This is a genomic window from Psychrobacter sp. Arc29 (genome assembly GCF_041431175.1).
Classification (GTDB): Bacteria; Pseudomonadota; Gammaproteobacteria; order Pseudomonadales; family Moraxellaceae; genus Psychrobacter.
Map to the genome: position 1 here is coordinate 73,865 of NZ_JASMRR010000008.1, position 25,800 is coordinate 99,664.

23 protein-coding genes, 3 tRNA genes and 1 pseudogene are annotated in these 25,800 nt (G+C 45.2%); 14 read left to right on the top strand and 13 right to left on the bottom strand.

Annotated features, from left to right (window positions below):
- Positions 1–11: 11 nt before the first annotated feature.
- Complete coding sequence (locus tag QO189_RS11325; protein WP_371532797.1) at positions 12–551, bottom strand: YchJ family protein; 540 nt, start codon at positions 549–551, stop codon at positions 12–14.
- A 59-nt stretch (positions 552–610) separates the two neighbouring features.
- On the bottom strand, positions 611–1,327 hold the full coding sequence (locus tag QO189_RS11330; RefSeq protein ID WP_238038599.1) for a metal-dependent hydrolase: 717 nt from the start codon (positions 1,325–1,327) through the stop codon (positions 611–613).
- 126 nt (positions 1,328–1,453) lie between these two features.
- Between QO189_RS11330 and QO189_RS11335 the strand changes: the two genes are divergently transcribed.
- Together QO189_RS11335 and acnA are read left to right on the top strand one after the other, a co-directional pair.
- Positions 1,454–2,494 carry a DUF3025 domain-containing protein gene (locus tag QO189_RS11335; RefSeq protein WP_371532798.1) on the top strand — a complete coding sequence of 347 codons (1,041 nt, stop codon included), beginning with the start codon at positions 1,454–1,456 and terminating at the stop codon, positions 2,492–2,494.
- 296 nt (positions 2,495–2,790) lie between these two features.
- The gene (acnA, locus tag QO189_RS11340) at positions 2,791–5,631 is read left to right on the top strand and encodes an aconitate hydratase AcnA (protein WP_371532799.1); all 2,841 of its coding nucleotides are present in this window, start codon (positions 2,791–2,793) and stop codon (positions 5,629–5,631) included.
- A gap of 99 nt (positions 5,632–5,730) precedes the next feature.
- On the opposite strand, the gene QO189_RS11345 is transcribed toward acnA, so the two are convergent.
- The 6 genes from QO189_RS11345 to gltX all read right to left on the bottom strand — a co-directional run bounded on the left by QO189_RS11345 (position 5,731) and on the right by gltX (position 9,131).
- Positions 5,731–6,228: a LysE family translocator gene (locus QO189_RS11345; RefSeq protein ID WP_371532800.1), complete on the bottom strand. Its 498-nt coding sequence runs from the start codon at positions 6,226–6,228 to the stop codon at positions 5,731–5,733.
- 21 nt (positions 6,229–6,249) lie between these two features.
- Entirely contained in the window at positions 6,250–6,384 is a 135-nt protein-coding gene (locus QO189_RS11350; RefSeq protein WP_371532801.1) for a hypothetical protein, read from the bottom strand.
- Between the two features lie 273 nt (positions 6,385–6,657).
- A tRNA-Glu gene (locus QO189_RS11355) sits at positions 6,658–6,733 on the bottom strand.
- 148 nt (positions 6,734–6,881) lie between these two features.
- A tRNA-Ala gene (locus QO189_RS11360) sits at positions 6,882–6,957 on the bottom strand.
- Between the two features lie 122 nt (positions 6,958–7,079).
- A complete protein-coding gene (locus tag QO189_RS11365) occupies positions 7,080–7,445 on the bottom strand; it encodes a hypothetical protein (RefSeq protein WP_371532802.1) in 366 nt (121 codons plus the stop codon).
- A gap of 159 nt (positions 7,446–7,604) precedes the next feature.
- Positions 7,605–9,131, bottom strand: coding sequence for a glutamate--tRNA ligase (gene gltX, locus QO189_RS11370; protein ID WP_371532847.1), 1,527 nt, complete (start codon positions 9,129–9,131; stop codon positions 7,605–7,607).
- Between the two features lie 370 nt (positions 9,132–9,501).
- Between gltX and rsmH the strand changes: the two genes are divergently transcribed.
- From rsmH to QO189_RS11405, 7 genes are all read left to right on the top strand, one after another.
- Positions 9,502–10,533, top strand: coding sequence for a 16S rRNA (cytosine(1402)-N(4))-methyltransferase RsmH (gene rsmH, locus QO189_RS11375; RefSeq protein WP_371532848.1), 1,032 nt, complete (start codon positions 9,502–9,504; stop codon positions 10,531–10,533).
- 415 nt (positions 10,534–10,948) lie between these two features.
- Entirely contained in the window at positions 10,949–11,434 is a 486-nt protein-coding gene (locus QO189_RS11380) for a cell division protein FtsL (RefSeq protein ID WP_371532849.1), read from the top strand.
- On the top strand, positions 11,431–13,515 hold the full coding sequence (locus QO189_RS11385; protein WP_371532803.1) for a peptidoglycan D,D-transpeptidase FtsI family protein: 2,085 nt from the start codon (positions 11,431–11,433) through the stop codon (positions 13,513–13,515). The genes QO189_RS11380 and QO189_RS11385 overlap by 4 nt, the downstream gene beginning before the upstream one ends.
- A 67-nt stretch (positions 13,516–13,582) precedes the next feature.
- Positions 13,583–15,337: a UDP-N-acetylmuramoyl-L-alanyl-D-glutamate--2,6-diaminopimelate ligase gene (locus QO189_RS11390; protein ID WP_371532804.1), complete on the top strand. Its 1,755-nt coding sequence runs from the start codon at positions 13,583–13,585 to the stop codon at positions 15,335–15,337.
- Between the two features lie 83 nt (positions 15,338–15,420).
- Entirely contained in the window at positions 15,421–16,869 is a 1,449-nt protein-coding gene (murF, locus tag QO189_RS11395) for a UDP-N-acetylmuramoyl-tripeptide--D-alanyl-D-alanine ligase (RefSeq protein WP_371532805.1), read from the top strand.
- Between the two features lie 3 nt (positions 16,870–16,872).
- Complete coding sequence (gene mraY, locus QO189_RS11400; RefSeq protein ID WP_075106486.1) at positions 16,873–17,991, top strand: phospho-N-acetylmuramoyl-pentapeptide-transferase; 1,119 nt, start codon at positions 16,873–16,875, stop codon at positions 17,989–17,991.
- A 128-nt stretch (positions 17,992–18,119) separates the two neighbouring features.
- Positions 18,120–19,082: a putative RNA methyltransferase gene (locus QO189_RS11405; RefSeq protein WP_371532850.1), complete on the top strand. Its 963-nt coding sequence runs from the start codon at positions 18,120–18,122 to the stop codon at positions 19,080–19,082.
- A gap of 24 nt (positions 19,083–19,106) precedes the next feature.
- Here the strand turns inward: QO189_RS11405 and QO189_RS11410 are convergent, their stop codons facing one another.
- The gene (locus QO189_RS11410; protein WP_371532806.1) at positions 19,107–19,889 is read right to left on the bottom strand and encodes a YdcF family protein; all 783 of its coding nucleotides are present in this window, start codon (positions 19,887–19,889) and stop codon (positions 19,107–19,109) included.
- A gap of 341 nt (positions 19,890–20,230) precedes the next feature.
- Between QO189_RS11410 and QO189_RS11415 the strand changes: the two genes are divergently transcribed.
- Complete coding sequence (locus QO189_RS11415) at positions 20,231–20,491, top strand: hypothetical protein (RefSeq protein ID WP_371532807.1); 261 nt, start codon at positions 20,231–20,233, stop codon at positions 20,489–20,491.
- Positions 20,492–20,605: 114 nt separating this feature from the next.
- Here QO189_RS11415 and QO189_RS11420 read toward each other — a convergent pair.
- Positions 20,606–20,716, bottom strand: a pseudogene (locus QO189_RS11420) (ketoglutarate semialdehyde dehydrogenase); the annotation flags it as partial.
- A 240-nt stretch (positions 20,717–20,956) separates the two neighbouring features.
- Here QO189_RS11420 and QO189_RS11425 point away from each other — a divergent pair.
- Complete coding sequence (locus QO189_RS11425; protein ID WP_371532808.1) at positions 20,957–21,475, top strand: PepSY domain-containing protein; 519 nt, start codon at positions 20,957–20,959, stop codon at positions 21,473–21,475.
- 231 nt (positions 21,476–21,706) lie between these two features.
- Here the strand turns inward: QO189_RS11425 and QO189_RS11430 are convergent.
- Positions 21,707–21,797: transfer RNA gene (locus tag QO189_RS11430), tRNA-Ser, on the bottom strand.
- A gap of 186 nt (positions 21,798–21,983) precedes the next feature.
- Here QO189_RS11430 and QO189_RS11435 point away from each other — a divergent pair.
- From QO189_RS11435 to QO189_RS11445, 3 genes are all read left to right on the top strand, one after another.
- Positions 21,984–22,820 (top strand): DNA/RNA non-specific endonuclease, encoded by an 837-nt coding sequence (locus QO189_RS11435; RefSeq protein ID WP_371532809.1) that lies wholly within the window; start codon positions 21,984–21,986, stop codon positions 22,818–22,820.
- Positions 22,821–22,872: 52 nt separating this feature from the next.
- A complete protein-coding gene (locus tag QO189_RS11440; RefSeq protein WP_371532810.1) occupies positions 22,873–23,136 on the top strand; it encodes a hypothetical protein in 264 nt (87 codons plus the stop codon).
- Between the two features lie 260 nt (positions 23,137–23,396).
- Entirely contained in the window at positions 23,397–23,780 is a 384-nt protein-coding gene (locus QO189_RS11445) for a DUF2147 domain-containing protein (RefSeq protein ID WP_371532811.1), read from the top strand.
- Positions 23,781–24,030: 250 nt separating this feature from the next.
- Here the strand turns inward: QO189_RS11445 and QO189_RS11450 are convergent, their stop codons facing one another.
- Positions 24,031–25,293, bottom strand: coding sequence for an ammonium transporter (locus tag QO189_RS11450; protein ID WP_238038616.1), 1,263 nt, complete (start codon positions 25,291–25,293; stop codon positions 24,031–24,033).
- A gap of 106 nt (positions 25,294–25,399) precedes the next feature.
- A complete protein-coding gene (locus QO189_RS11455; protein WP_010197981.1) occupies positions 25,400–25,738 on the bottom strand; it encodes a P-II family nitrogen regulator in 339 nt (112 codons plus the stop codon).
- Between the last annotated feature and the right edge of the window lie 62 nt (positions 25,739–25,800).

Below are 25,800 nucleotides of genomic sequence, written 5' to 3' on the forward strand. Positions count from 1 at the left end.
TCTAATGTTGTTTAAATATAAGCCCCACAACACCGCTTAAACTTTTCTCCAGATCCGCAAATGCACGGTTGCTTTTGCGTCACCGTCATCGCAACCGTTGGATCTAAAAAATACCAATGCGCATCGTCACTATTTTTGTCTTTTACATTCACGAAAATAGACAACTCATGATGCGCCTGTATTTTTCCTGCTAAATTACCTGCATTATCTTTGGTATTAAAATATGCCTTAAACTCAACCTGTGCATGACGTTTACCAAGCTTTGGCGTGTGCTCTACGATTTCTAGTCCTGCCCAATCTGTCTCTTTTGCCCAGCTCTTAATTGCCTGAACGTCAAGTAAGCCTTGCTGCGCAGGCACTGTGGTCTTGACGAGATACTCTGGCTTAATCAATACAAAGGCACTATAGCGCGACCGCATTAACCGCTCAGCATCAGGAGCGGTAAGCGATTCGTGGTACGGCTGGCAGCAGTCTTGGTAGGATAGAGCCGTGTTTACCGTCTCTGCTGATGGATTGATTTGGCAAGGGCAAGTATGTAGGGAAGGTTGCATATTTGACTCTAATATTCGTCTGGGTTTATTCGTTTATGCTTAATGGTCTTATGATAACTTTATTGCAGCATACTTTTTATTAACTCTGGCAAGATACCGACTTTGAGCTGCGCCCATGCAGAAGGGTCGCTCAGTCGTGACCAAAACATCTCGAAGGGCGGGGCGACATATACCAGTAGTGCAAGGATAGTATATAAGAGCAGATACCACCATTTGTCTTTTGGCTGATAAAACTTCATTGCCGTGCCCGATGAACGTTTCATTTTCATATTGGACAAATTGACGCTATACAGCTCGTCCAATGACAAATGCACCATCGCGCCACCGAATAAAAACAGACCATAAAACCAGCTGGTCGTCAGCGGTAGATGTAGGCCATAGTAGCTTAAACAGGTCAACCCCAGTCCAAGTATCGCCATATACGGCACAGAGTGGATAACGCCGCGATGTACGGTCATAGTGGTAAAAATATGAAAGATCACATAACGCATAAAACCATAACCCGCCAGCCATAATGCGATCAATGCCAGCAAGCTCAAATCACTGCGCCAGTGCATGACCAAGCCAAAGGCAAAGACAAACGAGGTAATATTAAAACCCAGCTTAATCGGCGTTGAGTTATCCGAATCCAAATCTGGCAGCAATCCACCGATGGTACCAAGCGCCACGCATACTAAAAACCCTGAATCATCAATCAATCCTGCTTTATAAACCGTCAAACTCAGGGTGCCGCTCACCATAAAAGCGACATTTAAGTGGGTATTAAAATTTGCCATAAAACTCATTCATCCATAGCGCTCAAAAAGACCTTTCGAGCGGTGTATCTAGCCGTAAAAAAGCGCACCATGATACCATAGACCGTCCATACGTCTAATAGAGATAGCCCGTAAGAGAGAGCTTCTATGCCTGCCAACGATTTACCTGCCAAACTTGATTCTGATACCTATACTGACCATTCGCCTGTCATAGAAGGCAAGCTTGATAACAGTTTTGCTGAGATTGATTGGCAAGCACCATGGTTGTCACACATTGTTCAACTAAATTACCTCAGCAACAGCATTGAGCATCTCAGTAGGCCAAGTCAGCAGAATAGCTTAAGTGAATCGGATAGTTTAGATGAGCAGTATGTAAATGCTTCTGATATCAATACGCCTGACACAATTGCCAACGTCTTAAAAACGGCGATGACGCAGCAGGCCAGTCATTTAGAGCAGTCATTACCCCAGACCAAACCTACCCATAACCGAACGCCTCAAACGCTACAATTTGTCTCTCAAAACGCTTTGCCCGACGGGGAGGCTTATGAGCATTTCATCGGTACAACTGGCAACATTCCGACGCGTGATAACTTGCATGACTTATTTAACGGTAGTATTTGGCTGACCTTTCCAAAAACAAAAGCGGTGCTGAATTATTACCATATGCTGGAAATCGACAAACAAGGCATTAGTGAGCGCCGAGGGCGTGTGCGCGACACTATTACGGTGTTTGATGAAAATGGGGCGGTGCTGGTCACGGCAGACCCTAATATCGGTGAGGCATTGGTTGATTTCGACTGGCAGGCAAGTTTGGTGACGCCCCGTGCTAAATGGGATAGCCCAATACAATCTAATAGCAGTGCTCAGGCCGCAGTCTATATCTTCGGGCATGCCTTACTAGAGCAGTTGCTATGTCCGCGTAAATCGTTATGCGCTCACAGCATTGTCATCCATGTGACGCAAAGTTTCTTTACCCTACCATTAGCTGAGCGTATACGTTTTTTGGATGACAAAGTTGCCGAATACATGGACACATTATTATCAAAAGATGACGTGACACCGCGCCAACTTGCGCCGCTTCCTATTTTAGGCGTGCCGCATTTCTGGGTAGAAAATACCGATACTGACTTTTATGAAGACAGTTATGTATTTCGCAGTGGACGCCGTCAGAAAAATAAAAAATAAATAGGAATGAGTCACTCAAGATTGGTTAGCCAAACCTTTGTTACGTTTACGATTGTGCCACGATTTGACAACGTCCAGACGTTAACAAAGCCTCATATGTTTGTTATGGTAAAAGGACGTTTCTGTTAAACAGGAAAGAGATGGTTATCTCTTTTGTTAACACACAGTCACATTAGACAGTTTTATTAAACTGCTCTGCTGATTAAAGATATATCGACCATCTATTGAGCCACCAGTTATACATAAACTTATAATAATTTATGTCTAGGATCTATAACAACGATAAGGAAGCTATCATGAGTGATATTTTTAATGTAAAAGACACCCTTTCAGTTGCTGGCAAGGAACATGCCTACTACAGCCTGCCCAAACTGACCGAAACCTACGAGCATATCAAAACGCTACCCTTTTGTATGAAGGTGGTGTTAGAGAACCTATTACGTAACGAAGACGGTGGTCAATCAGTCGGCAAAAACCATATCGAAGCCGTTGCCAATTGGGATGCAGGTGCTGAGGCGTCAAAAGAAATCGCCTTTATGCCAGCGCGCGTGGTATTGCAGGATTTCACTGGTGTGCCTTCAGTCGTTGATTTGGCTGCGATGCGTGATGCAGTGGTCGAGCTTGGCGGCAAAGCGGAACAGATTAACCCATTTATCCCTAGTGAGCTGGTCGTCGATCACTCTGTACAGGTCGATGCCTATGGCCGAGAAGACGCGCTCGATTTGAACGAAAAGATTGAGTTTAAACGCAACAACGAGCGCTATGAGTTTTTACATTGGGGCAAGCAAGCCTTCGAAAACTTCGTGGTCGTGCCACCAGCGACGGGTATTGTGCATCAGGTCAACCTTGAGTATCTAGCGCGCGTCGTAATGGCAGCGGATGTTGACGGCGAGCTGATGGCATATCCAGATACGGTATTTGGTACAGATAGCCATACCACCATGATTAATGGTATTGGCGTACTTGGTTGGGGTGTGGGCGGTATCGAAGCCGAAGCGGCGATGCTCGGTCAACCGTCCTCGATGCTGATTCCGCAAGTAGTCGGTTTTGAGCTAAAAGGCAAGCTAACCGAAGGTGTTACTGCAACTGATTTGGTATTACGTGTCGTTGAAATGCTACGTGCGCATGGTGTGGTTGGCAAGTTCGTCGAGTTTTATGGCGAAGGCTTACACAGTATGCCGCTTGCAGATCGTGCCACCATTGCCAATATGTCACCAGAATATGGCGCGACTTGTGGTATTTTCCCGATTGACCAAATGGCGATTGATTACTTACGTCTATCAGGTCGCGAAGAAGCGCAGATTGAACTGGTCGAAAAATATGCCAAAGCGCAAGGTCTATGGCACGATGCCGATACGCCAGCGGCGACTTATTCGAGCAAGCTAGAGCTCGATCTGTCGTCAGTACAGCCAGCATTAGCAGGGCCGAACTTGCCACAGCAGCGTATCAATTTGTCTGATATGCATGAGAAGTTTGGCGAAACGTTAGAAAAAATGACCAAAGATCGCAAGTCAGAAGTCGAAGGCAAAGTACGCTTTGACCAAGAAGGCGGCGAGCAAGAGCAGGCAGAACACTTGGCAGCCGAACCCAACATCGATGTTGATACCGAAACTGACGATAGCAAAGGCTATCAGCCAGCTAATAACGTGTTCTCAAGCGTTAATATTGACGACAAAGAGCATAAATTGCGTGATGGTTCAGTAGTGATCGCTGCTATTACGTCTTGTACCAACACCTCAAATCCAGCCGTTATGATTGGTGCTGGTCTGGTTGCCAAAAAAGCCGCTGCTAAAGGCTTAAAAGCTAAGCCATGGGTCAAAACGTCACTCGCACCGGGTTCTAAAGTCGTTACTGACTATTTAGAAAAAACCCATCTGATGGATGAGCTAGAAAAAACAGGCTTTTACCTCGTCGGTTATGGTTGTACCACGTGTATCGGTAACTCAGGCCCATTATCAGAGGAGATCGAAAAAGGCATTGAAGAGAACGATTTGGTAGCGGCAGCGGTGCTATCTGGTAACCGTAACTTTGAGGGTCGTATTCACTCGCACGTGAAGGCCAGTTACTTGGCATCACCACCGCTAGTTGTTGCCTACGCGCTCGCAGGTACAGTCGATATCGATCTGACGACCCATCCACTAGGCCAAGACCAAGACGGTAATGATGTATTCTTAAAAGATATCTGGCCAACTTCAGAAGAAATTAACGAGCTAATTGCCAATAATATCGACGCTGATATGTTCCGCAAAAACTACGGCGAAGTGTTCGACGGTAGTGCCGCATGGAACGCAATTAGTTCAGCGGATAGCCAATTATATCCATGGGATGAAGGATCGACGTATATCAAAAACCCGCCGTTCTTTGATGGTATGACTATGGAGCCAGAAGGTATCCCTGACATCGAAGGCGCACGTATTTTGGGTCTATTTGGTGACTCAATCACCACCGATCATATCTCACCAGCAGGTAACATTGATCCAGACTCACCAGCCGGCAAGTACTTGCAAGAGCGCGGTGTGATGGAAGCAGATTTCAACAGCTATGGCTCACGCCGTGGTAATGATGCAGTCATGACCCGTGGTACCTTTGCCAATATTCGTATCAAAAACACCATGATGGGTGGCAAAGAGGGCGGCTATACCTATTACTTCAAAGGTGATAGCGCTACGCTACAAGATGGCGAAGAAATGCCTATCTATAATGCGGCGATGAAGTATAAAGAAGATAAGCGTCCACTCGTGGTACTTGGCGGCGCGCAATATGGCTCAGGCTCAAGCCGTGACTGGGCAGCCAAAGGCACGATTTTGCTGGGTGTGAAAGCGGTGTTGACCAACTCGTTTGAGCGTATTCACCGCTCCAACCTTGTGGGTATGGGCGTCTTACCATTGACCTTTAAAGGCGATGAAGATGCGGAGACTTACAACCTTGATGGTTCTGAAGTGCTGAGCATCACAGGCCTTGACAATGGCGAGAGCAAAGTCGCCACGGTTACAGCTACGCGTGCTGATGGTTCGGCAGAAACCTTTGAGGTCAATGTCGGTCTACAAACGCCAAAAGAGCGCGAATACGTACGTCATGGCGGTGTGTTGCACTATGTACTACGTCAATTGGCTGCTGAGAGTAAAGAAGCTGGCTAGTAGTTAGTTAAGCTTTATATGACAAAAAGCCCAATCTCCGTCAAAGTAGGTGATTGGGCTTTTTTATGGAAGACTTTTTTCTTCTTGTTACTTTACTCTTTAAGCCTTTTCAGTCAATAACTTAATTCCCAGCCCAATAAACACCATACCGCTGATTCTATTTAACATTGTTTCAATAAAGGGATTTTCCCGCAAGCGTGTACTAAACCGCGCAGCCAATAGCGCCAAACATAAGCACCATATAAAGCCTGTGGTGGCAAAAGTCAGCCCTAACATCAAAAATGACAGCATGCCATAATCATAACTAGCGTCGATAAACTGAGGGAAGAACGCCAAGAAGAATAAGGCTACCTTTGGATTAAATACATTGGTCAACACGCCTTGCTGATAGATTTTCCAGCCGTCTACAGCCTTTTGGTTAGTCACATTCTGAGCTTTAGACAAACTGTTTGCGATTGAGTTCGAGTTTTTGCTCGTTAGCATTTTAAAGCCTAAATAACACAAGTAAGCCGCACCAATATATTTGACGAGCATAAATGCCGTAGGGGAGTTGGCGAGCAGTACTGACAGTCCTAGCGCTGCGAATAACGTATGCACCAAAGCACCTGTGGTGATGCCTTACACAGAATAAACCCCTGCCGCTTGTCCTTGAGAGACACTGCGGGTGATGATATACATGCTATCCGTGCCGGGCGTGAGGTTTAACAAAATAGCGGCTAAGACAAACCCTATGTAATTCTCAATACCAAACATAGCTAATCCCTTCCTGTAATAGCACCAAAAATCCATATGTCGTAGGGTGTTTTTATATTGTATAAAATGCTGATGGGATAGATGGTAGCGAGCATTAGATAGGTTGGCAATAGCGCGGATAGCTATAAGGTAGTGAGAGCAGCGTTAAGACATATTGGAGAAATGACAGATGTAAAAAAGCCCAGTCACCGGATGATGACTGGGCTTTTTTAGTGTTCGCTTATTAGTCTGATCTAATGCTAAGCAAAAGTGCTAATAAGTGACGCCGAATAGTGGCGTCCCCAGGGGGATTCGAACCCCCGTTACCGCCGTGAAAGGGCGGTGTCCTAGGCCTCTAGACGATGGGGACGCATAGAGTGTTATAACCAGTGATTACAACGGTACTTCACAATATCAGATAGCTTAGTAAATAAGCATTGCCTAGGTGCTGATATCGTCCTACTAGCGAGTATTTATGATTACGTTTCAGTAATACTGAGCGTTGCTATAAATAAGTATGGTGGAGCTAAACGGAGTCGAACCGTTGACCCCTTGCATGCCATGCAAGTGCTCTACCAACTGAGCTATAGCCCCTCGCTAAGAGTGTGCGTATTTTATGTAAGAGCGGCAGTCTTGTCAACCACTATTTTAAAAATAATTCATAAATATGCAAAAAAAAGCGTTTTAGCCTATTTTAAAGGCCCAACAAACCCAAATTAGCGTGGATTTTGCTTAAGCGCGATCTCTTTGATGGCTTTATCGGTATAAAATTCTGTTTCGCTACCATCAGAAAAAATAATCGCACAGCATTCAGTTGGTACATATTGACCGCCTTTTTCTCTGATCGTTCTGATACCTTTGATGCCAATGATGTCATATTCGCCTAATTTATCTAGATTATGCTTGGTGTAACCACAGTAAGTACTGTATATCCATTTTAAATCTTCAAAATCCTGACCTTTGGTCAGGGTCAAAGTTGCATCAAACAGCTCCTTTACGATGGCATCATAGTATTTCTGTGCTTCTTTTAATGTGTTAAAGACATAATCTTTGCTTTCTATCGTGACGGTTTTGGCGGCCATGTTTGTTTCCAATTAAAATATTTAATAAAAGACGTTTAATAGTACGAGGGTGGTTTTACTGATTCATAACGAAAAAAGGGCCAGAGATGGCCTGACCCTTTTACACTCGACAAGTTTCGCTAATTAACTATTTAGCAGAGAAGTTATTCAGCTTCTAAACTACTCAGCAGCTGCCAAAAAATCTGGCAACTCTGCCGCTTGCTTCTCAAGTTTTTTGAGTTTCTTTTTACCAAGGCCGCCGAGCACATCAACCGCATGACGCAGGCGAGTCAAGGTCATATCAGCACCGATAATCGCCATGGAGTTCATAACGGGCGTCGATGACGTGCTGCCAGCGATAGCAATAAAGAATGGCGCCATAAAGTCACGCATCTTGATGTCGAGGTGAGCAGCAAGGCCTTTTAGCGTGGCGTAGATGTTTTCTTCTGACCAAGTCGGTAAGGTCTCAAGCTGCCAAAGTGCTAATTGCAGCATCTCGATAATTTGCTCAGGGGTAAGCGATTTATGGGTGAAGCTCTCAGCGTTGATGTCAGGTAGGTTTTGGAAATAAAAGCCACCCCAATTGACCGCATCAGACAATAGCTCGATACGTGGCTGAATTGCCGCAGCGATGGCGGTGAGCTTGTCACTGTTACTGGCCCATTCAAGGATTTTATTCTTTAGCTCTTCAGGGCTAAGCGCACGTAGCCATTCTGCATTGAGCCAGTTTAGCTTTTCGATATCGAAGATAGGGCCACCAAGCGACACACGCTGAATATCAAAGCTGGCAATCATTTCTTCTAAGGTAAATTGCTCAGCATCATTAGGCATTGAGTAACCCATACGACCGAGATAGTTGAGCAACGCTTCAGGTAGTACGCCTGCATCACGATAGTAAGTGATAGAGGTTGGGTTTTTGCGCTTAGACAGTTTTGATTTGTCAGGGTTACGCAACAGCGGCATATGGCAAAGGGTCGGCATTTCCCAACCAAAATAATCATAAAGCAGTTGATGCTTAGGCGCAGAGTTCAGCCACTCTTCACCGCGCATGACATGGGTGATTTCCATCAAGTGGTCATCGACGACGTTGGCTAAATGATAGGTTGGCATGCCGTCTGTTTTTAGCAGTACTTGCATATCGACTTGGGTCCAAGGGAACTCAACCGTACCGCGTAGCATGTCTTGTACTTGACAGGTGCCTTCGGTCGGTACACGCATACGAATGACGTGTGGTTTGCCCTCGCTTACTAATTGCTCGGTTTTTTCTGGTGCGAGGTGCGCACAGCGACCGTCGTAACGAGGGGTTTCGCCATTGGCCATTTGCTCAGCACGCATAGCATCTAGCTCTTCGCTGGTACAAAAACAGCGGAACGCATGGTCTTTCTCTATGAGTATCTCAGCGTGTTTTTTGTAGATATCACTACGCTCACTCTGACGATAAGGCGCATGTGGACCACCAATACCTGGACCTTCGCTCCAGTCTAGGCCAACCCAGTGCAAGGCATCCAAAATCATTTGCTCTGATTGCTCAGTCGAGCGCGTCTGGTCGGTATCTTCGATACGTAAGATAAATTCGCCGCCGTGCGCTTTGGCGAAAGCCAAATTGAATAGGGCGATATAAGCAGTGCCTACGTGTGGAAAGCCGGTTGGTGATGGGGCGATACGCGTGCGTACAGGGCGCTTGCTGTCAGTAGAGGTTTGCATGATAAAAGTCTCAAAGTTTACTATCGATATAAGCTATTAGTATAAATAGCGATGAAAGATATGAAGTCGATGTGAAGAAATAGCGTAAAATATAGCGCTAGTATAACAGAGACATGTGATATTTTTAATGAAAAGCCCTTCTAGTGCTTGACTACCCGTGTATCCTTGCGATAATAACGCTAGGCAAGTCATAACTTGTTTATTTTCATCCAATTACTGGCCAGTATGGTCGTCATCTATTGAGTTGTTTGTGTCCCTATCTAAATCTAAGTCAAATGCTAACGCTAACCATTCTTCAGTCGCGGTTGCTCCTAAGCCTGCGATCAGCACCTCTTCGATAGAAAATGATGCAGCTCAAAACCTGCAATCGTCGATAGAAGATTCTGCCCCGTCTAATGAGCTGGATTTTATCCACGATGCGGTGCTATTGCCAGAGACCGTCGCAGCAGTGCTGGGTGTAAAATCTCTACCCAAGCAAACAGGCAATGCTACTCAAAGCAATAACGAGCAAAATGGCTTAAATATAAGCGGTATATACGTTGATGCGACCTTTGGTCGTGGCGGTCATAGCAGGTTACTATTAAGTCAGCTTGCCGATGACGCCACACTGATTGTCTTTGACAAAGATCCGACAGCCATTAGCGTGGCGCAGGAATTGGCAAGTAAAGACAGCCGTGTGCATGTGGTGCATGATAGCTTTGCGACCTTGACTGACAGTCTGGCTGCTATGGGTATTACGCAAGTGGATGGCTTGATGGCGGATTTGGGTATTTCATCACCGCAAATTGACGATGGTAGCCGCGGCTTTAGCTTTATGCGCAACGGGGCAGTGGACATGCGCATGGATACCAGCCGTGGCCAGTCAGTTGCCGAATGGCTCGAGCAGGTTGACGACGAAACCTTAGCCAATGTTCTTTATGAGTTTGGTGAAGAGCGTCATAGTCGCCGTATTGCGCGCGCTATCAAACAGATGGACAGCTATGAGTCTACGCTTGAGCTGGCAGAGGTGATCAAAGTGGCGCATCCCAATTGGCAGCGCGGCAAGCACCCAGCCACACAAAGCTTTCAGGCCATGCGTATTTTTATCAATAATGAGCTTGGCGATGTCGACGACTTTTTAGAGCAAAGTATTGCTATCTTAAAGTCAGGCGGGCAGCTTGCAGTGATTAGTTTTCATTCATTAGAAGATCGCCGCATCAAGCAATTTTTGCAGCGTCATAGCAAAGGGCAGTATCCAGAAGATGAAAATCTACCGATGCCGCCCAATCGTCCGCGCTATTTTAGCAAGCCAAAACGCGTTGGCCCAAGCAAAGCTGAAACGAGTCAAAACCCGCGCGCGCGCAGTGCATGGTTGCGTATGGCAACTCGCACCGACACAGAGTATCAGCAGACGGCCGCGCCATAAATCATGGATGAAAACACCGAGCAAATCGCATATGATTGCTATTGTTTGTCTGAATGATGCATAAATGTCTTAATCGCTACGCCACTGTTAAAAAGCTGTAAATATTGTCTGTTAGGCTCAGCAAATAATTTTCCGTCATTTATTAGTTGAGAGTGTCTGAGATATCAAGCAACTCAGTCCTTCTTTACTCTAAAATAACGTGATTATTTATTCGACCTATTCGACTTTGCAAGATAGCAGGTTTAGTAAGACAGCAGGTTTTGATATGACATATCGCTATAGCGGTAGGCTGTTGCCGCTATAAGACGGTTATCTTTGGTTTTATTTTTATCAATGGTATGACTGAGCAATGACGCGTTCATTGCTTGCAGATCATTATCTACTTTATCGTTTACGTTCACTTTTTGAGATCGTCATGGCAATATCTGACAAACCTGCAAACCGCCGCGCCGCCGCGCCCTATAACACCGATATCGGCGAGCTATTCGTGCGTCGGTTTAATGTGGTGAGCATTTATGTGGTCGTATTACTGCTCTTGGCAGCCGCAATCGTATGGAGCGGCATCAAGACTGCCGAAGCCGTTCAGCAATATCATCAGGATTATAAAACCTTGCAAGACATGAAAAAACAAGAGCGTAAGCTGCAAATAGAACATCAGCGTCTGTTGATTGAGCAGCAAACCTTTAGCGCCACGCCGCAAATTGCCAGTCGTGCAGTGGCGGAATTGGGTATGTACTCACCGACATTGAAGGATAAGCTGATTATTCAGCCTGGTGTCGCCACCGCCTTGGCACCAGTAGTCTCTGATGATGACGACGATGAGTTAGATTTAGATATGGTCGGACCACGAGCCTCTACCGATATCTCCCCTGAAGAACCGGTAGCGGAGGCAGGACAATGAGTGATAAAAAACCTAAATCCACACCAGCAAAAAACACCAGCAAAAAACCAGCCAGTGGCAAGGTGACCAAACCATTACGCCGTGCGAGCGCTGCCAAATCTGGACAAACGGGTGATAAAGCGGCAGGCAGTCGTAAAGCCAAACTATTTGATCGTATAAAAAAGAGTGACACGAAAGGGACGCAGGCTAGTGCCAGAAACCCAAAGAGTAAAAGAGGGTTTTTAGGTAAAGCCTCTGGCGCGTCCTCTCGTGGCGGCTTTGAGCAAGACAAAAACCGTTTTCGTACCGTTTGGGGTTTGGCGCTGGTTATATTGGTGCTATTGATTGGCCGTGCCTACTATATTCAGGTGGCCAACGCGCAGTTCTATCAAGACAAAGGTAATGAGCTTATTACCAGTGAGCGCACGCAAAAATCTTATCGAGGTATGATTACCGACCGTAATGATTTACCGCTTGCGGTGAGCGCACCGCTGGCGACCGTGTCGTTTAGCCCGCATGATTACGCGAGTGAATACTACGAGCTCAAACGTATTATCTTGACCAACCCTAGCAGTCCACAATTGCAGGCGCGTATGCAAAAGCGTTTGGACAATATGGATCTGACGACGCTGGCTGCGGCTGCCAACATCTCTGTCGATGAGCTAAAAAAAGCCACGGCAATCGATGACAGTATTGATGTGACCGATGAAGCAGCAGTCAAAGCGGCACTGCCATCTGGGGCAGGCTCGCATTATTTACCCCTTCTCAATAAAGTCACACCTGAGATTGCACAAAGTGTTAGCTCGCTTGATTTCCCTGGTGTCCATGAGAAAAACTTCTTTCAGCGTTATTATCCGCAGCCGCAATCTAACGCGCAGCTGTTAGGATTTATGGGGCAAAACGCCAACGACCCTGAGGGTGGTTATGAAGGACGTGCTGGTATTGAGCGCCAGTATGAAAAAGATTTAGCAGGTGATGATGGTAAGGTGCTTGTTTTAAAAGATGCCAAACAAAACAGCTTAAAAGAGATCAAGCAACTTGAGCCTGAGATACCAGGCAAAGATGTGGCGCTGACGATTGATTCGCGGTTGCAATATTTGCTCTATAAAGAGCTAGAAAAAGCAGGGCGTCTGCAAAAAGCGCGCTGGTCGACGGGTATGATTGTCGATGTACAGACTGGTGAAGTGCTGGCGCTATCCACATGGCCATCATTCAACTCAAACAATCTCAATGAGATGACTGGTGAAAACCAGCGTAACCGTGCGCTATTGGATGTGTTTGAACCAGGTTCAGTGATGAAGCCCTTTACCGTTGCCGCCGCCCTAGACTCAGGTAAATATACGCCGACTACTTTAATTGATACCAACCCAGGCTCAATTCGCGTGCGTGGCTATACCATCCGCGATCATAATAACTTGGGCATGATCAATATGGCAACGCTACTACAGAAGTCTAGTAACGTGGCTTCGACTAAGATTGCGTTGTCGCTACCGCCTGATGCCATTACTAATATGCAACGACAGTTTGGCTTTGGTTCAAAAACACCTTTACAGTTCCCAGGTGAGGGCAGTGGTCTCATTGTGACGCCAAAAGAGAAAGAAACCTCACGCCGTGCGACAGTCAGTTATGGTTATGGTTTACAAGTGACACTAGCGCAGGTAGCGCAGGCTTATTCAGCCCTCGCAGCAGGTGGCGTGATGCACCCATTGACTTTGATTAAGAACGACAAACCGCAACCAAGCAAACGCATTATGGCGCGCGAGCAGGCGATGTCTATTGTACAGATGCTTGAGAGTGTGACCGAGGCAGGTGGAACAGCTAAAGCCGCTGCCATTGACGGATACCGTGTGGCAGGCAAGACTGGTACCTCGCGCCGTATCAATCCAGAAGGCGGTTACTATACTGATCAGTATCGTAATGTCTTTGCTGGTATGGCACCAGCGTCTAATCCAAAGCTTGTGGGCGTCATGCTTATTGAAGATCCGCGCGGTCAGATTTATGCGGGCCTAACGGTCGCACCTGTGTTCCACAACGTGATGAAAGAAGCGTTACGATTATACAATGTGCCTTTGGATAAGCCGCTCAAAACAGAACCACAGTAGGCGTTTAATGATTTTAAGTAGTCAGCTCTTTAGGGGCTGATTTGTATTAACTGTTTAGGATTTGCCCATGACCATGCCTACCTTATCGTCAAATAGCGCCACTGTTACGACGGCCACTCTACAGCAGCTTATCGATACTAGCGATAAGCTGCTGGCGCAACAGCTAACCGCGATGATCGCAACATCGGTTCAACAGGCATCGAGTCAGTTAGGGGCGGATCAGATTCAATCTGTTGCTCATATTCCTTTTCAGCAGTTCCAACTAGACAGCCGTCAACTATCAAATAATGACGTATTCATCCTTTTAAAAAGCCATACGCCAAACTTTCAAAAAAGTCATGACTATCTGCTACAAGCCGCTGAGAAGGCTGCTTTTGTCCTCTCAGAGATGGATCCTGCTGCCTTGATTAGCGAAGCAAATACTCCGCTGAAGATGAATGGTGAGTTTAACGCACAGCAGCAATTAGCAGCGCTGCCGTGTCCAATCTTATACGTCCCTAACATTCGTGATTTCTTAGGTAGCTTAATCCAAGCATATCTGCAATATCAGCAGCCAGTGACCCTGCCAAAGGTAGTCGCTGTCACGGGCACCAATGGTAAAACTACCATCAGTCAATTGGTGGCACAGCTGACCCAATTAACAGGCATGAGCAGTGCAGTGATGGGTACGGCAGGTAATGGTCGCCTTGGCGCTTTGGTACAAGCCAGCCATACCACTGGAGACGCCTTGGCTGTACAGCAGTTTTTGTATCAAATGGGCATCGAGAATGCTGAAGTATTGGCGTTAGAGGCCAGCTCTCATGGTCTGGATCAGCAGCGTTTACAAGGCGTGCCAGTTAGCATTGCGATTTATACCAATCTGAGTCGTGACCATTTAGACTATCATGCTGATATGGAAGAATACGCGTCTGCCAAAGCCAAGCTGTTTGATAAAGCCCACTTCCCAGATTTGACCCATGCCATCATCAACGTCGATGATGAACATGCTCAGATTATGTTGGATACAGCCACTGCTAGCGACTTGACGGTATGGACGTATAGTCTAGAGCCTGCAACATCTGCTACTTTTGTCGCTGCTAATATCGAGCCAAGTCTACAGGGTGTCAAAATCAATCTGCGTACTGACTTTAATGATAAAACAGTTGGTGATGAGAAAACAGATATTATCGAGGTTATCAGTCCATTACTCGGTCGCTTTAATGTTGCTAATTTGCTTGCCGCTATCGCAGCAGCAGTAGCGACTGGTATTGTTAATAGTACTGAGTCTGGTACTAAGTCTGCTACTGAATCAAATGTGGATATTAGGCGCATTGCGACTGCGGTCACGCAGCTACAAGGTGCGGTTGGGCGTATGCAGCGCGTGCCATCCAATGACGGCTGTTTTATTGTTGATTATGCGCATACGCCAGATGCCTTAAGTCAAGTGCTGGCGAGCCTGAAAACTCACTGTAAAGGTAAGCTATGGACAGTATTTGGTTGTGGCGGCGATCGTGATGCAGGCAAGCGTCCATTGATGGCACAAGCAGGCCTCACAGGTGCTGATCAAGTTGTCTTGACCGCTGACAATCCACGTACCGAAGACCCTAATGCCATCTTACAGGATATGCAGGCTGGGATGAGCGCTAAGCAATATCAACGTACGCATATAGAACCTGCTCGCCAAAAGGCCATTGAATATGCCGTGAGTCAGGCAGGGATAGACGATATTGTCGTCATCGCTGGTAAAGGCCACGAGACCTATCAAGAGATTAACAACGTCCGTTACGATTTTGATGACAGTGTTATTTTACAGCAGGCATTAGCGCAAGCGGGCCGTATATAGTCGATTGACTATCAATACGCTTATTATCAAAAAATTAATTATTAAATATAAAAATGAAGTAGTCATTATATAAGGTAACCATTATGACAGCCGACCACGATAACACCATCCAGTCGCAAGGGCTTTATGTCTGGCAAATGGATAATATGCTCGCAGCGACAGCATCGCTCGATAGTCACTGGCAGTTGCCACAAGACTATGCAGATGTAGAGCAAGCATCATTAGCTAGTAAGCGTATTGCGACCGACACTCGTACGATAAAGCCTGGTGATATCTTTTTGGCGTTAAGTGGTCAGAATTTCGATGGTCATGACTATATCGATATGGCAGCATCAAAAGGTGCCATTGCAGCCATTGTGTCTCGTCCTATCTTATCTGAGTCAAATGCGATTCCGCAGCTGGTTGTCAGTGATACCCGGTTGGCGTTAGGGCAGTTGGCAAGCTATCGTCGTCAGCAGCATAAAGATCTGACCGTGATTGCGATTACTGGCTCTAGCGGTAAAACCACCTGCAAAGAAATGCTAGGCAGTATTTTTGGTCGATTGGCACCGACATTGATTACCCGTGGTAACCTCAATAATGATTTGGGTGTGCCAATGATGCTGCTTGAGTTATCAGACCATCATCGTTATGCCATTTTAGAGTTAGGTGCCAACCATATTGGTGAGATCGCCTATACGACTGAGATTGTGCGTCCTGATGTAGCCTGTATCCTAAATATTGGTACGGCTCATCTGGGTGAGTTCGGTAGCCGTGAAGGTATTTGCCAAACCAAAGCAGAGATCTATCACACCTTAACGGATGCGCAGTTTGCGATTGTTCCTGATAAAGATGATTTTACCAACCAATTGCGCCGCATTGCTGAAAAGCACACGTCACATGTGATTGGCTTTGGTAATACCGATGTCAGCGCGAGCCATCTAGATGTAGAGCCAGAGCGTAGTGAGTTTAAGCTACATATCGGTAATCAGATTCATGATATCAATTTGCCATTAGCAGGCGAACACAATGTCAATAATGCTTTGGCTGCTGCAGCCTGTGCGCATGCGTTAAATATCGACGTCAGTGACATTGTTATTGGGCTTGAAAATGCGCGTCCAGCCAAAGGTCGTCTGAACAGTCAAATACTGGGTAAGCACCGCCTGATTGATGATACCTACAATGCCAACCCACACTCGGTACGTGCCGCTGCCAAAGTATTGGCTGCACAAACGGGTACGCAAGTGATGGTATTGGGTGATATCGGCGAGCTAGGAGAGGCGGCAGTTAGTGAGCATCAAAGCCTCGGCCGTACTATCGCGACCACAGGTATCGATGTGCTGCTCTGTGTTGGCGAATATGCCAAGGCTACCGTTGCTGGTGCGAAAGAGATTGCTGATATCAATGCTCAGGCATTCGCAGACAAAGACAGTTTATTACAGTATTTACAGCCGTATTTGCAAGCGCAACAAGCTAAGCCTTGTACTGTGTTGTTCAAAGGCTCGCGTTCCATGACAATGGAAACACTTATTCATGCGCTAGTAGAGGAGTAGGCGGTGTTAGTTTGGTTGTTTGGCTGGCTTGGCCAGTATTATACGCCGTTTTCTGCGGTTTCTTCGTTGACGTTGCGAGCGCTGCTTGCTGTGGTCACTGCCCTCGCATTTAGTATGTTTTTTGGCGGGCGTGTCATTCAGCACCTGCGTTCACTCAAATACGGTCAGGCCATTCGCAATGATGGGCCTCAATCGCATTTGGTCAAGACCGGTACGCCAACCATGGGCGGGGTATTGATTCTCAGTGCTATTGGGGTATCGACTCTGCTATGGGCACGTTTGAACAATCCTTATGTGTGGATTTTGCTCGTTGTTATGGTGATCTTTGGTGCTGTAGGTTGGGCGGATGATTGGCTCAAAATCAAGTACAAAGACCCCAAAGGTCTGATTGCGAGAAAGAAATATTTTTGGTTATCGATGGGCGCATTATTCGTCGGCGTTTCTTTATACTACATCGCCACACTACAGCCGGATATCAACACCACTCGCGAGATGCAGGATTTGTTGATACCGATCTTTAAAGATTGGATGATTCCATTTTCGGCAGTGCCTTTTGGTATTGGTTTTATTATCTTTACCTACTTTGTGATCAATGGTGCGTCCAACGCGGTTAACTTAACCGACGGCTTGGATGGCTTGGCAATCCTACCAGTAGTGCTTGTTGCAGCAGGCTTGGGTGCGATGGCTTATGTATCGGGCGATGTACGCTTTGCTGATTATTTGCATGTTCCGTACATTCCCTATAACTCTGAAGTCATTATCGTTTGTGGTGCCATGGTCGGGGCAGGTCTTGGATTTTTGTGGTTCAATGCGCATCCTGCACAAGTATTTATGGGCGATGTGGGCGCGTTAGCACTGGGTGCGATGCTCGGTACGATTGCCGTGATGACACGACAAGAGATTGCCTTTGCCATTATGGGTGGTCTATTTGTCGCTGAAGCGCTATCAGTGATGCTGCAAGTTGGCTCTTATAAATTGCGCAAAAAACGCGTCTTCCGTATGGCACCACTGCATCATCATTTTGAAGAAATTGGCTGGAAAGAAACACAAGTGGTGACGCGGTTTTGGATTATCGCCATCATTCTCGTCATTCTTGGGCTAATGACCTTGAAGCTGCGTTAGAAAGACAAGCCTCAAATATACCTAAATTTTCTGCTTAGAAGCCATCTCAATGAGTATTGGGGTGGCTTTTTATCGTTTAAGGTACACGAAATTTGTTAAAATGCGGGTCATATTGCTATGACTTTGAGATACCTGTGTCCTTATTTATTTGTCCACTTTGCCAGTCACCACTACAGCCAGCCGCAGATACTTGGCGCTGTGATGGTAGTTTGCACCCCAAGCAAACCTCGCATCCGTTTGATGTGGCTCGCCAAGGCTACATCAATCTATTGCCTGTACAGCAGAAGAAATCAAAAGCACCTGGCGACAGTCAAGAATCTATCAATGCCCGCAAGCGATTTTTGAACCATGGTCACTATGCGCCGTTACAGAGTCTGATTGTCCAAAAAATGGCAGCGCTACTGTCAAAAAGTGAGGCCACAGAGGAGCAAGATACCAAGTCTGTGAATTGGCTTGATATTGGCTGCGGTGAAGGCTACTACACGCAAGCAATGGCACAACTGGGCTCGGATATCATAGATACTCTTATAGCAGCGGATATCAGCAAACCTGCATTGGTGGAATTGGCTAAAGTCAGTAAGGCGGCACATCATCTTTGGTATCAGTGCAAGAATAGTAACGCTGCCAAGACGACGGCCATTTATCCGCTAGTGACCAGCGCCGCGCATCTACCGTTACGCTCTCATAGTGTGATGGGTATTAGTAGTATTTTTAGTCCTATTTTGACTGAATCGTTCGCGGAGGTATTGGCTGATGATGGGTATTTAATCATTGCCAAACCAGATGCCGGACATTTAGCGACGATGCGAGAGGCTTTATTTGATGACGTGCGTGAGCATGATTCTGATAAGTTTTTACACGAGTTGGCACCATACTTTACGTTGATTGGGACTGACCATGTTAGTACAGAGATGGCATTATCAGCGGATGATTTGGCTGATTTAATGACCATGACCCCGTATGCCTATCGCGCACGTAGCGAAAAAAGACAAGCGTTATTGACAGCAGTAGAGAAAGTGTCATTTAAAACAGAGGCAAAATTCGTGGTTTATATTTTGCAGAAAAAAGGCGTCCAGTTGAGCGCCTTTTAATATTTTTGTTACGGTATCCATTAATCAGTATTCTTGTAGTAGCCAACCGCTACCAAAGGCAAAATACTCACGAAACCATGCATTGTAGCGAATAGACAGCGGTGTTGAACTGGCAAGCGTGATTGGTTGCGTATAACCTTGATGGCGAGCTATAGCGGCCGCGCGGATAGTATGAAAATCGCTAGTGACAATCGCGACGGGTGCCTCTTTGTCAATACCATGCTGTTCAAGTATGATCTGGCTGTACGCCAAATTCTCCTCAGTACTGGTGCTTTTACCTTCTTGATAAATACGATCTAGTGGAATGTCATGTACTTGCTGCAAGTAAGTCGCCATGATGTCCGCCTCACTGCGCGTGCGTTCATAGCCCACACCGCCACTTGTAATAATGAGCGCCTGTGGTTGCTGCTCGATCAGTTGTGCGGCTGTATCCAAGCGACTAGCTAGGGTGGGGGTCGGCTTGCCATCGACCGTCCCAGAACCGAGTACAATAATAGCCGCTACAGGTGGTAAATCTTGTTTACCCTGTGCAATTTGCTGCTGCAATGAATAAACAAAGATTAAAAAGCTAACGAGCCATAACCCAAACATCAGCCATAATCCGTACCAAATACGCCGCAATAAAGGATTGTTGGAAAGTATTTTCGTAATTAAGGGCGCAAACAGTCCATGGCCTACAAAAACCACGCCTATCAAAAAAGGCAGCACTGTACCAAAATTAATCTTATCAACAGCCATCAAAGTAACGCAGTCGATAATGAGTATCGCCCCAAGCATGGTTAATAAAACACGTAATAACCCACACATAAATTTGTTATCCAATCAGCGCTGATAGAAGAGTTGCGCTGTGTATAGTTGTCAGATGCTAATCGATATAAATTCGTTGTACGGTTGGCAAAATCATCATATAGAGGTTGGTGGTTTCAATAAATACCAGCCAGTAGTACAACTCTGTAGCTTTCTACCGCCTAATGTGTGAATGCGCTTAGCAGTGGTAACAATCGCAACCTTTCTTCAAGTTTCATAAAGCTACTTAATGCGAGAACGAGTTATCATTTTCTTTGTCGATAGAGCGATGCTTTATCGTGATACTTCATAAGGTATCTTTAATCATAATCTATTAATATGAATTAAATTAGGAAAAAACAATGAAAAAGGTAATAGTAAGTTCGATTCTAGCGGCTACAGCCTGTTTGTCGATGGTTGGTCAAGCCAATGCTGCACCAAATTATTCGCAACATCATGCGTCTCAAGTACAACACCAAAAACATGGTAACAAAGCAGATAGTAAGCATAAAGTTGTCAAAAATAAGGCGAAGGATTCTCACGATAGATCAAAGGCGGCAGCTGCTAAATATAAGGTGAAAGGTAAATATCAAGGTAAAAATACTCACGAACATCGTTCTTAAGACTAACCTTCGATAATCCAAAAATGACGCCTTAAATGGGCGTCATTTTTTAATAGTATATATAATAAAAAAAGAGACCATTAATTGGTCTCTTTTTTTAGTTAATCTCGCATATTAAATTTTATTTCGAGTCATTTCACCGTTAACCAGTCTCAAAATATTGGACGGATTTTCATCCTTTAATGCTTCTGACAATAAGCTTTGGGGGTAGTTTTGATAGGCACTATATGTCAAAAAGTAGTAAACAATTTGGTCACGCTTTGACATAGTTACAAAATATTTTACCTTGTAAACACAACATAAGTTACGTTTATCAGCATAAATCATTTAGACAGAATGAGGCGGACTGTGTCACCATCTTTCACGACATTATTCAATAAATAACGATCCCGATAACGTATCTGAAGAACCTGAAGGCCTTATTATGGAAAAATATTAACGTTAAAAAAATCATTAGCAGTAGCCTTGAGTGTCGCCACCCTTAGCGCGGCTGCTATTCCAGTGAGCCAAGCCACTACGTCAATGAATGAAATCATGGCAGCATCACAGAGTAAAATCAGCCTAGAGCAAGCGATGGTTCTCGCGAATAAGACGGTAGCAGGCAATATTATTAGTGCAGGCTTTGATCAAGAAGACCGTATGGAAAATAACCATTATGAGATTAAAATTATTGACAATAACAACGAGCAAGAAGTCATCGTCAATGCCAATACAGGTGAAGTGATAAAAGATGAGATAGAGCGTTTAGATAGAGAGGACTTGGCCGAATATAACACCATAAAGAAGGCCAAAGTCAGCCTGTCGAAAGCCATAAAAAGTGCTAATAAGACGCTAAACGGCACGGTGCTGGAAGCCGAGTTTGACATGGATTATGGTAAACCAGTTTATAAGATTGAAATTGGTAAAGGCAATCAAATCTATGACATTGTGGTCGATAGCATGACAGGTAAGGTTTTGAGCAATCATGTGGATCATAACGATTAATTATTGATAGCCCATATCGATTTTTTGCCTCAAGCAACTTTTTAGTGGTTTGGGGCTTTTTTATGCACTATTCCTCATCATGAGCCAATATCATCTACATGGCTGAATCATCTACAATTGAAATATCATCTATAGGTAAATAACAAGCATAAAAAAAACGCTAGACGCGTTATTTATAAAGGGATTAAGGGGTATTTGGGACAGGATAGGAAAACTAAGATTTTATAAGATTGGCGGTGAAGGAGGGATTCGAACCCTCGATACGCTATGAACGTATACACACTTTCCAGGCGTGCGGTTTCAGCCACTCACCCACTTCACCGTTTTTTGAACGCCTAAGTATAGCGGATACCATTTAAAATGTCACGACTTGCGCGCTATCTTTCTTTATTGCTAACTGCCTGCTAGGATAGCAGATACGCAATGATGAGTATAAATGGTTGAAAGTTGAATGATAAGTTTCCGTGAGCGCACATATGGGCTTAAACACAGCATGCTAATGACTGTCATGACAGTTGCAATAGGTATCACTCAGGCGCATGCTGATGATTTCACGCAGTGTAGCCAATCCTTCTATGGCGGTATCTATCCTGAATTTACCAACACCAAGCTAAGTAATAAGACACAAGCATTATGCATGGATGGCTTTGCCGTTATGTACTCTGGTGTATCACGCACACCGCTGTGGTCAGCAGAGCATTTAGATCGCACACGTCTGCAGCAAGCCAAACAGATCGACCGTGAAGATAGCTTCCATGAAGAAAGCAAGCTTCCAGAATCAGCACGCGCGTCATTATCTGACTATTCAGGCTCTGGTTATGATCGCGGACACCTAGCACCAAATGCCGATATGGCAACGCGCAGCCAACAGTATGATAGCTTCAGTCTGGCCAATATCGCGCCGCAGTCACCCCGTAACAATCGTTATATTTGGCGTAATATCGAGTCTGCCACTCGGTATTTGACGCAGCAATACGGTGAGGTTTATACCATCACAGGTGTCGCATTTACCAATAAAAAAACCAAGCAGCTCGCCAATCGTGTGCTTGTACCCAGCCATTTTTTCAAAGCAGTGTATATACCCGCGACCAATCAGGCAGGGGTATATTACGCACCAAATGACGAGTCGGAGCGCATTGATGTTATTAGTATCGATGAGCTGACCGCCGAAACTGGCATCGATGTCTTGCCGATGTTGGACACTCAAACCAAGCGAGAAGCGTTTGATTTGCCATTGAAGGCAGGTGAGAGTTCAGAGACAACTGATACGCCCGCTCAGGAGCCGGATTGGATGCTATTTGTCTGGGCTATTTTGGATTGGTTACTTGCACAGCTAAAGGCATAGAGCAAAACGTAGAATACTTGTTGGGTTTTAAATACACCATAAGGATGATCACATGATTGACCCATTCGCCAATAATCACCAAAGCATGCAGGTTGGTGATCTTGTTATCGAAAACCAAAAGGACAAGGTCATCATCTATGGTGATATTGACCTGACTTTGGATGCATCTGGATATGAACACGCTCAGCAATTGCATGAGCTAATGAGTCGGGTCATAAACGCATTTGAAAGCAAAAACCTTTATAGTAATAATGATGATAAGTCAAAAGAAAATGATGACCAATCGGGCAAAGATATCGACAATCCCTTCTTGTAAGTCTTTGATATGGTTTTATTTTATAGAAATAATAAAGTATAAAAAAATTACTAGGCAAAGTCGGAAAATTGCTTATAATGAGTCAAGACATCGCTTATGTCGCTCAAAATCTTTGACAAAGAGTTATGAGCAATATCGATAACCTACGCTTTATAAGTAGAGATTCGTAAAGCTTGTAATAAAAGATTCTAGCAAAGGATAAGCATAGGACATCAGAAACATAATGTTTCGAGCAATCATTGTATGAAGGGAGTCAATCTATGAAATTATTTACAAAAACCACTTTGGCAGTTGCTGGTATTAGTGTTGCTAGTATGGCATTTGCCGCTGATCCATTAGCCAATACTACTTGGCAGACATACGACGATGGTGAGCCAAAAGGCACGGTAAAAATCACTGAGTCAAACGGCGTGTTAACCGGTACACTTATTGCTGCCAATACGGCTAAAGGCAAAAAGCATGTTGGTACGACGGTCATCAAGGGTCTAAAGTCTGATGGTAACGGTAAATATAGTGGTGGTACGATTACTGATCCAGCAAAAGGTAAAGATTATCGTATGACTGCAACTCTAAACGGTAACTCGTTAAACATAAAAGGTTATATCGGTCCATTCTCACGTAGTCAAGTATGGAAAAAGAAATAAATCCATAAAGAATCTAACTATTAAGTCTGAACCTGATAGATAAAAATCCCGCATTACCGAAAGGTTTTGCGGGATTTTTTATACTTCTTATTTTATCGTTTTAAGAAAGGGGGAGTGCTTGATGACTAAGGCGTGTCCCTATTTAGTGATAAACGTTTGAATCAGGGACACGCCCTAAAATAATAAACGCTGACACTACGGTAAGTAGTATCAGCGTATCGAATGATAGGGTTTAGACTATTGAGAAATCTTATCTGATAAATTCTGGATAAGCTTCCATACCACATTCTGCAATATCAGCACCTTCATATTCATCTTCTTCAGAGATACGGATACCGATGACTGCTTTGAGGATTCCCCAAACGATCAAGCTAGCGATGAATACCCAAGCAAAGATGGTCGCAGCACCCACAATCTGGCCGATAAAGGTAGATGCTGGGTTAGTAATTGGTACGATTAGTAGACCAAACAGACCGACCACGCCATGAACTGAGATGGCACCCACTGGATCATCAATTTTGATTTTATCTAACGCTAAGATTGATAACACGACGATGACACCAGCGACAACACCGAAAAGAGTGGCTTGTAGCGCAGAAGGGGTTGATGGCTCTGCAGTAATGGCGACTAGGCCTGCTAGTGCACCGTTTAGGAGCATGGTTAGATCCGCTTTACCAAAGATGATACGAGCGATTATCAGAGCGCCCACAGCACCACCAGCAGCAGCAGCATTAGTGTTCAAGAATACCATGGCGACAGAGTTGGCACTGGCGATATCGCCGAGTTTCAGTACTGAACCACCGTTGAAGCCGAACCAACCCATCCATAGGATTAGCGTACCAAGCGCCGCAAGTGGTAGGTTAGCACCAGGAATCGCACGTATCTCACCGTTAGGACCGTATTTACCTTTACGTGACCCTAAGAGCAATACACCTGCTAGAGCAGCAGCAGCACCCGCCATATGGACGATACCAGAGCCTGCAAAGTCAGAGAAGCCCATGTCACCTAGGTTAAATAACCCAAAGACATCGTTGCCGCCCCAAGTCCAACTGCCTTCTAATGGATAGATAACACCAGTCATGACGACAGCAAATAATAAGAAAGCCCATAGTTTCATACGCTCAGCAACAGCACCTGAAACGATTGACATACAAGTCGCTACAAAGACTACTTGGAAGAAAAAATCTGAGGCTGCAGAGTAGACAGAGTCACCACCAAAGCCATTTTCGGCAGAGGCTGCTAACGCGTCTTCTACCAAGGTGTCGCCGCCTGCAATTCCGCTCAAGAACAAATCGCCACCATACATAATAGCGTAGCCGCATATCATGTACATGATACTGGCGGTTGCAAATAGCGCGACATTCTTAGTTAAGATCTCGACCGTATTTTTTGATCGGACCAGTCCGGCCTCTAACATAGTGAAGCCGGCTGCCATCCACATGACCAACGCCCCACAGATCAAAAAGTAAAACGTATCGAGCGCATACTGGAGCTCAAAGATTTGACTTTCCATTTAAATTCCCCTTGAATTTACGATATAGATATCGGTGTGACCGATAGATAAAAATGCAGTAAGAGCCTTTTCCTATAAATCGATGTTTATAGATATGGCCTCAAATCTAGATAGCATCAGGTCCGGTTTCGCCCGTACGGATACGAATGACTTGCTCAAGCGCAGTGACGAAGATTTTGCCGTCACCAATCTTGCCAGTGCTAGCGATACGAGTGATCGCTTCAATAGCAGGTTCGACCATCTCGTCGATCACAGCGACTTCGACTTTTACCTTAGGTAAAAAGTCCACCACGTATTCTGCGCCGCGATAGAGCTCTGTGTGACCTTTTTGACGACCGAAACCTTTGACTTCAGTGACGGTAACACCTTTAACACCGATGTCAGAAAGCGCTTCACGCACATCGTCGAGCTTAAACGGTTTTAAGATCGCAGTGATTAGCTTCATAAAAAATTCCTTATTTGTGTGATGCCGCAGATTGATAGAGGCATTATGGTGCATCGTCGTAT

Coding starts and splice junctions, on each gene's coding strand:
- QO189_RS11325 (WP_371532797.1), bottom strand. CDS start 551: ATGCAACCTTCCCTACATACTTGCCCTTGCCAAATCAATCCATCAGCA.
- QO189_RS11330 (WP_238038599.1), bottom strand. CDS start 1,327: ATGGCAAATTTTAATACCCACTTAAATGTCGCTTTTATGGTGAGCGGC.
- murF (WP_371532805.1), top strand. CDS start 15,421: ATGACAGCCGACCACGATAACACCATCCAGTCGCAAGGGCTTTATGTC.
- QO189_RS11385 (WP_371532803.1), top strand. CDS start 11,431: ATGAGTGATAAAAAACCTAAATCCACACCAGCAAAAAACACCAGCAAA.
- QO189_RS11365 (WP_371532802.1), bottom strand. CDS start 7,445: ATGGCCGCCAAAACCGTCACGATAGAAAGCAAAGATTATGTCTTTAAC.
- QO189_RS11410 (WP_371532806.1), bottom strand. CDS start 19,889: ATGTGTGGGTTATTACGTGTTTTATTAACCATGCTTGGGGCGATACTC.
- QO189_RS11445 (WP_371532811.1), top strand. CDS start 23,397: ATGAAATTATTTACAAAAACCACTTTGGCAGTTGCTGGTATTAGTGTT.
- QO189_RS11350 (WP_371532801.1), bottom strand. CDS start 6,384: ATGTTTGGTATTGAGAATTACATAGGGTTTGTCTTAGCCGCTATTTTG.
- QO189_RS11435 (WP_371532809.1), top strand. CDS start 21,984: ATGACAGTTGCAATAGGTATCACTCAGGCGCATGCTGATGATTTCACG.
- acnA (WP_371532799.1), top strand. CDS start 2,791: ATGAGTGATATTTTTAATGTAAAAGACACCCTTTCAGTTGCTGGCAAG.
- QO189_RS11390 (WP_371532804.1), top strand. CDS start 13,583: ATGACCATGCCTACCTTATCGTCAAATAGCGCCACTGTTACGACGGCC.
- QO189_RS11380 (WP_371532849.1), top strand. CDS start 10,949: ATGGCAATATCTGACAAACCTGCAAACCGCCGCGCCGCCGCGCCCTAT.
- QO189_RS11440 (WP_371532810.1), top strand. CDS start 22,873: ATGATTGACCCATTCGCCAATAATCACCAAAGCATGCAGGTTGGTGAT.
- QO189_RS11415 (WP_371532807.1), top strand. CDS start 20,231: ATGAAAAAGGTAATAGTAAGTTCGATTCTAGCGGCTACAGCCTGTTTG.
- QO189_RS11455 (WP_010197981.1), bottom strand. CDS start 25,738: ATGAAGCTAATCACTGCGATCTTAAAACCGTTTAAGCTCGACGATGTG.
- QO189_RS11450 (WP_238038616.1), bottom strand. CDS start 25,293: ATGGAAAGTCAAATCTTTGAGCTCCAGTATGCGCTCGATACGTTTTAC.
- QO189_RS11335 (WP_371532798.1), top strand. CDS start 1,454: ATGCCTGCCAACGATTTACCTGCCAAACTTGATTCTGATACCTATACT.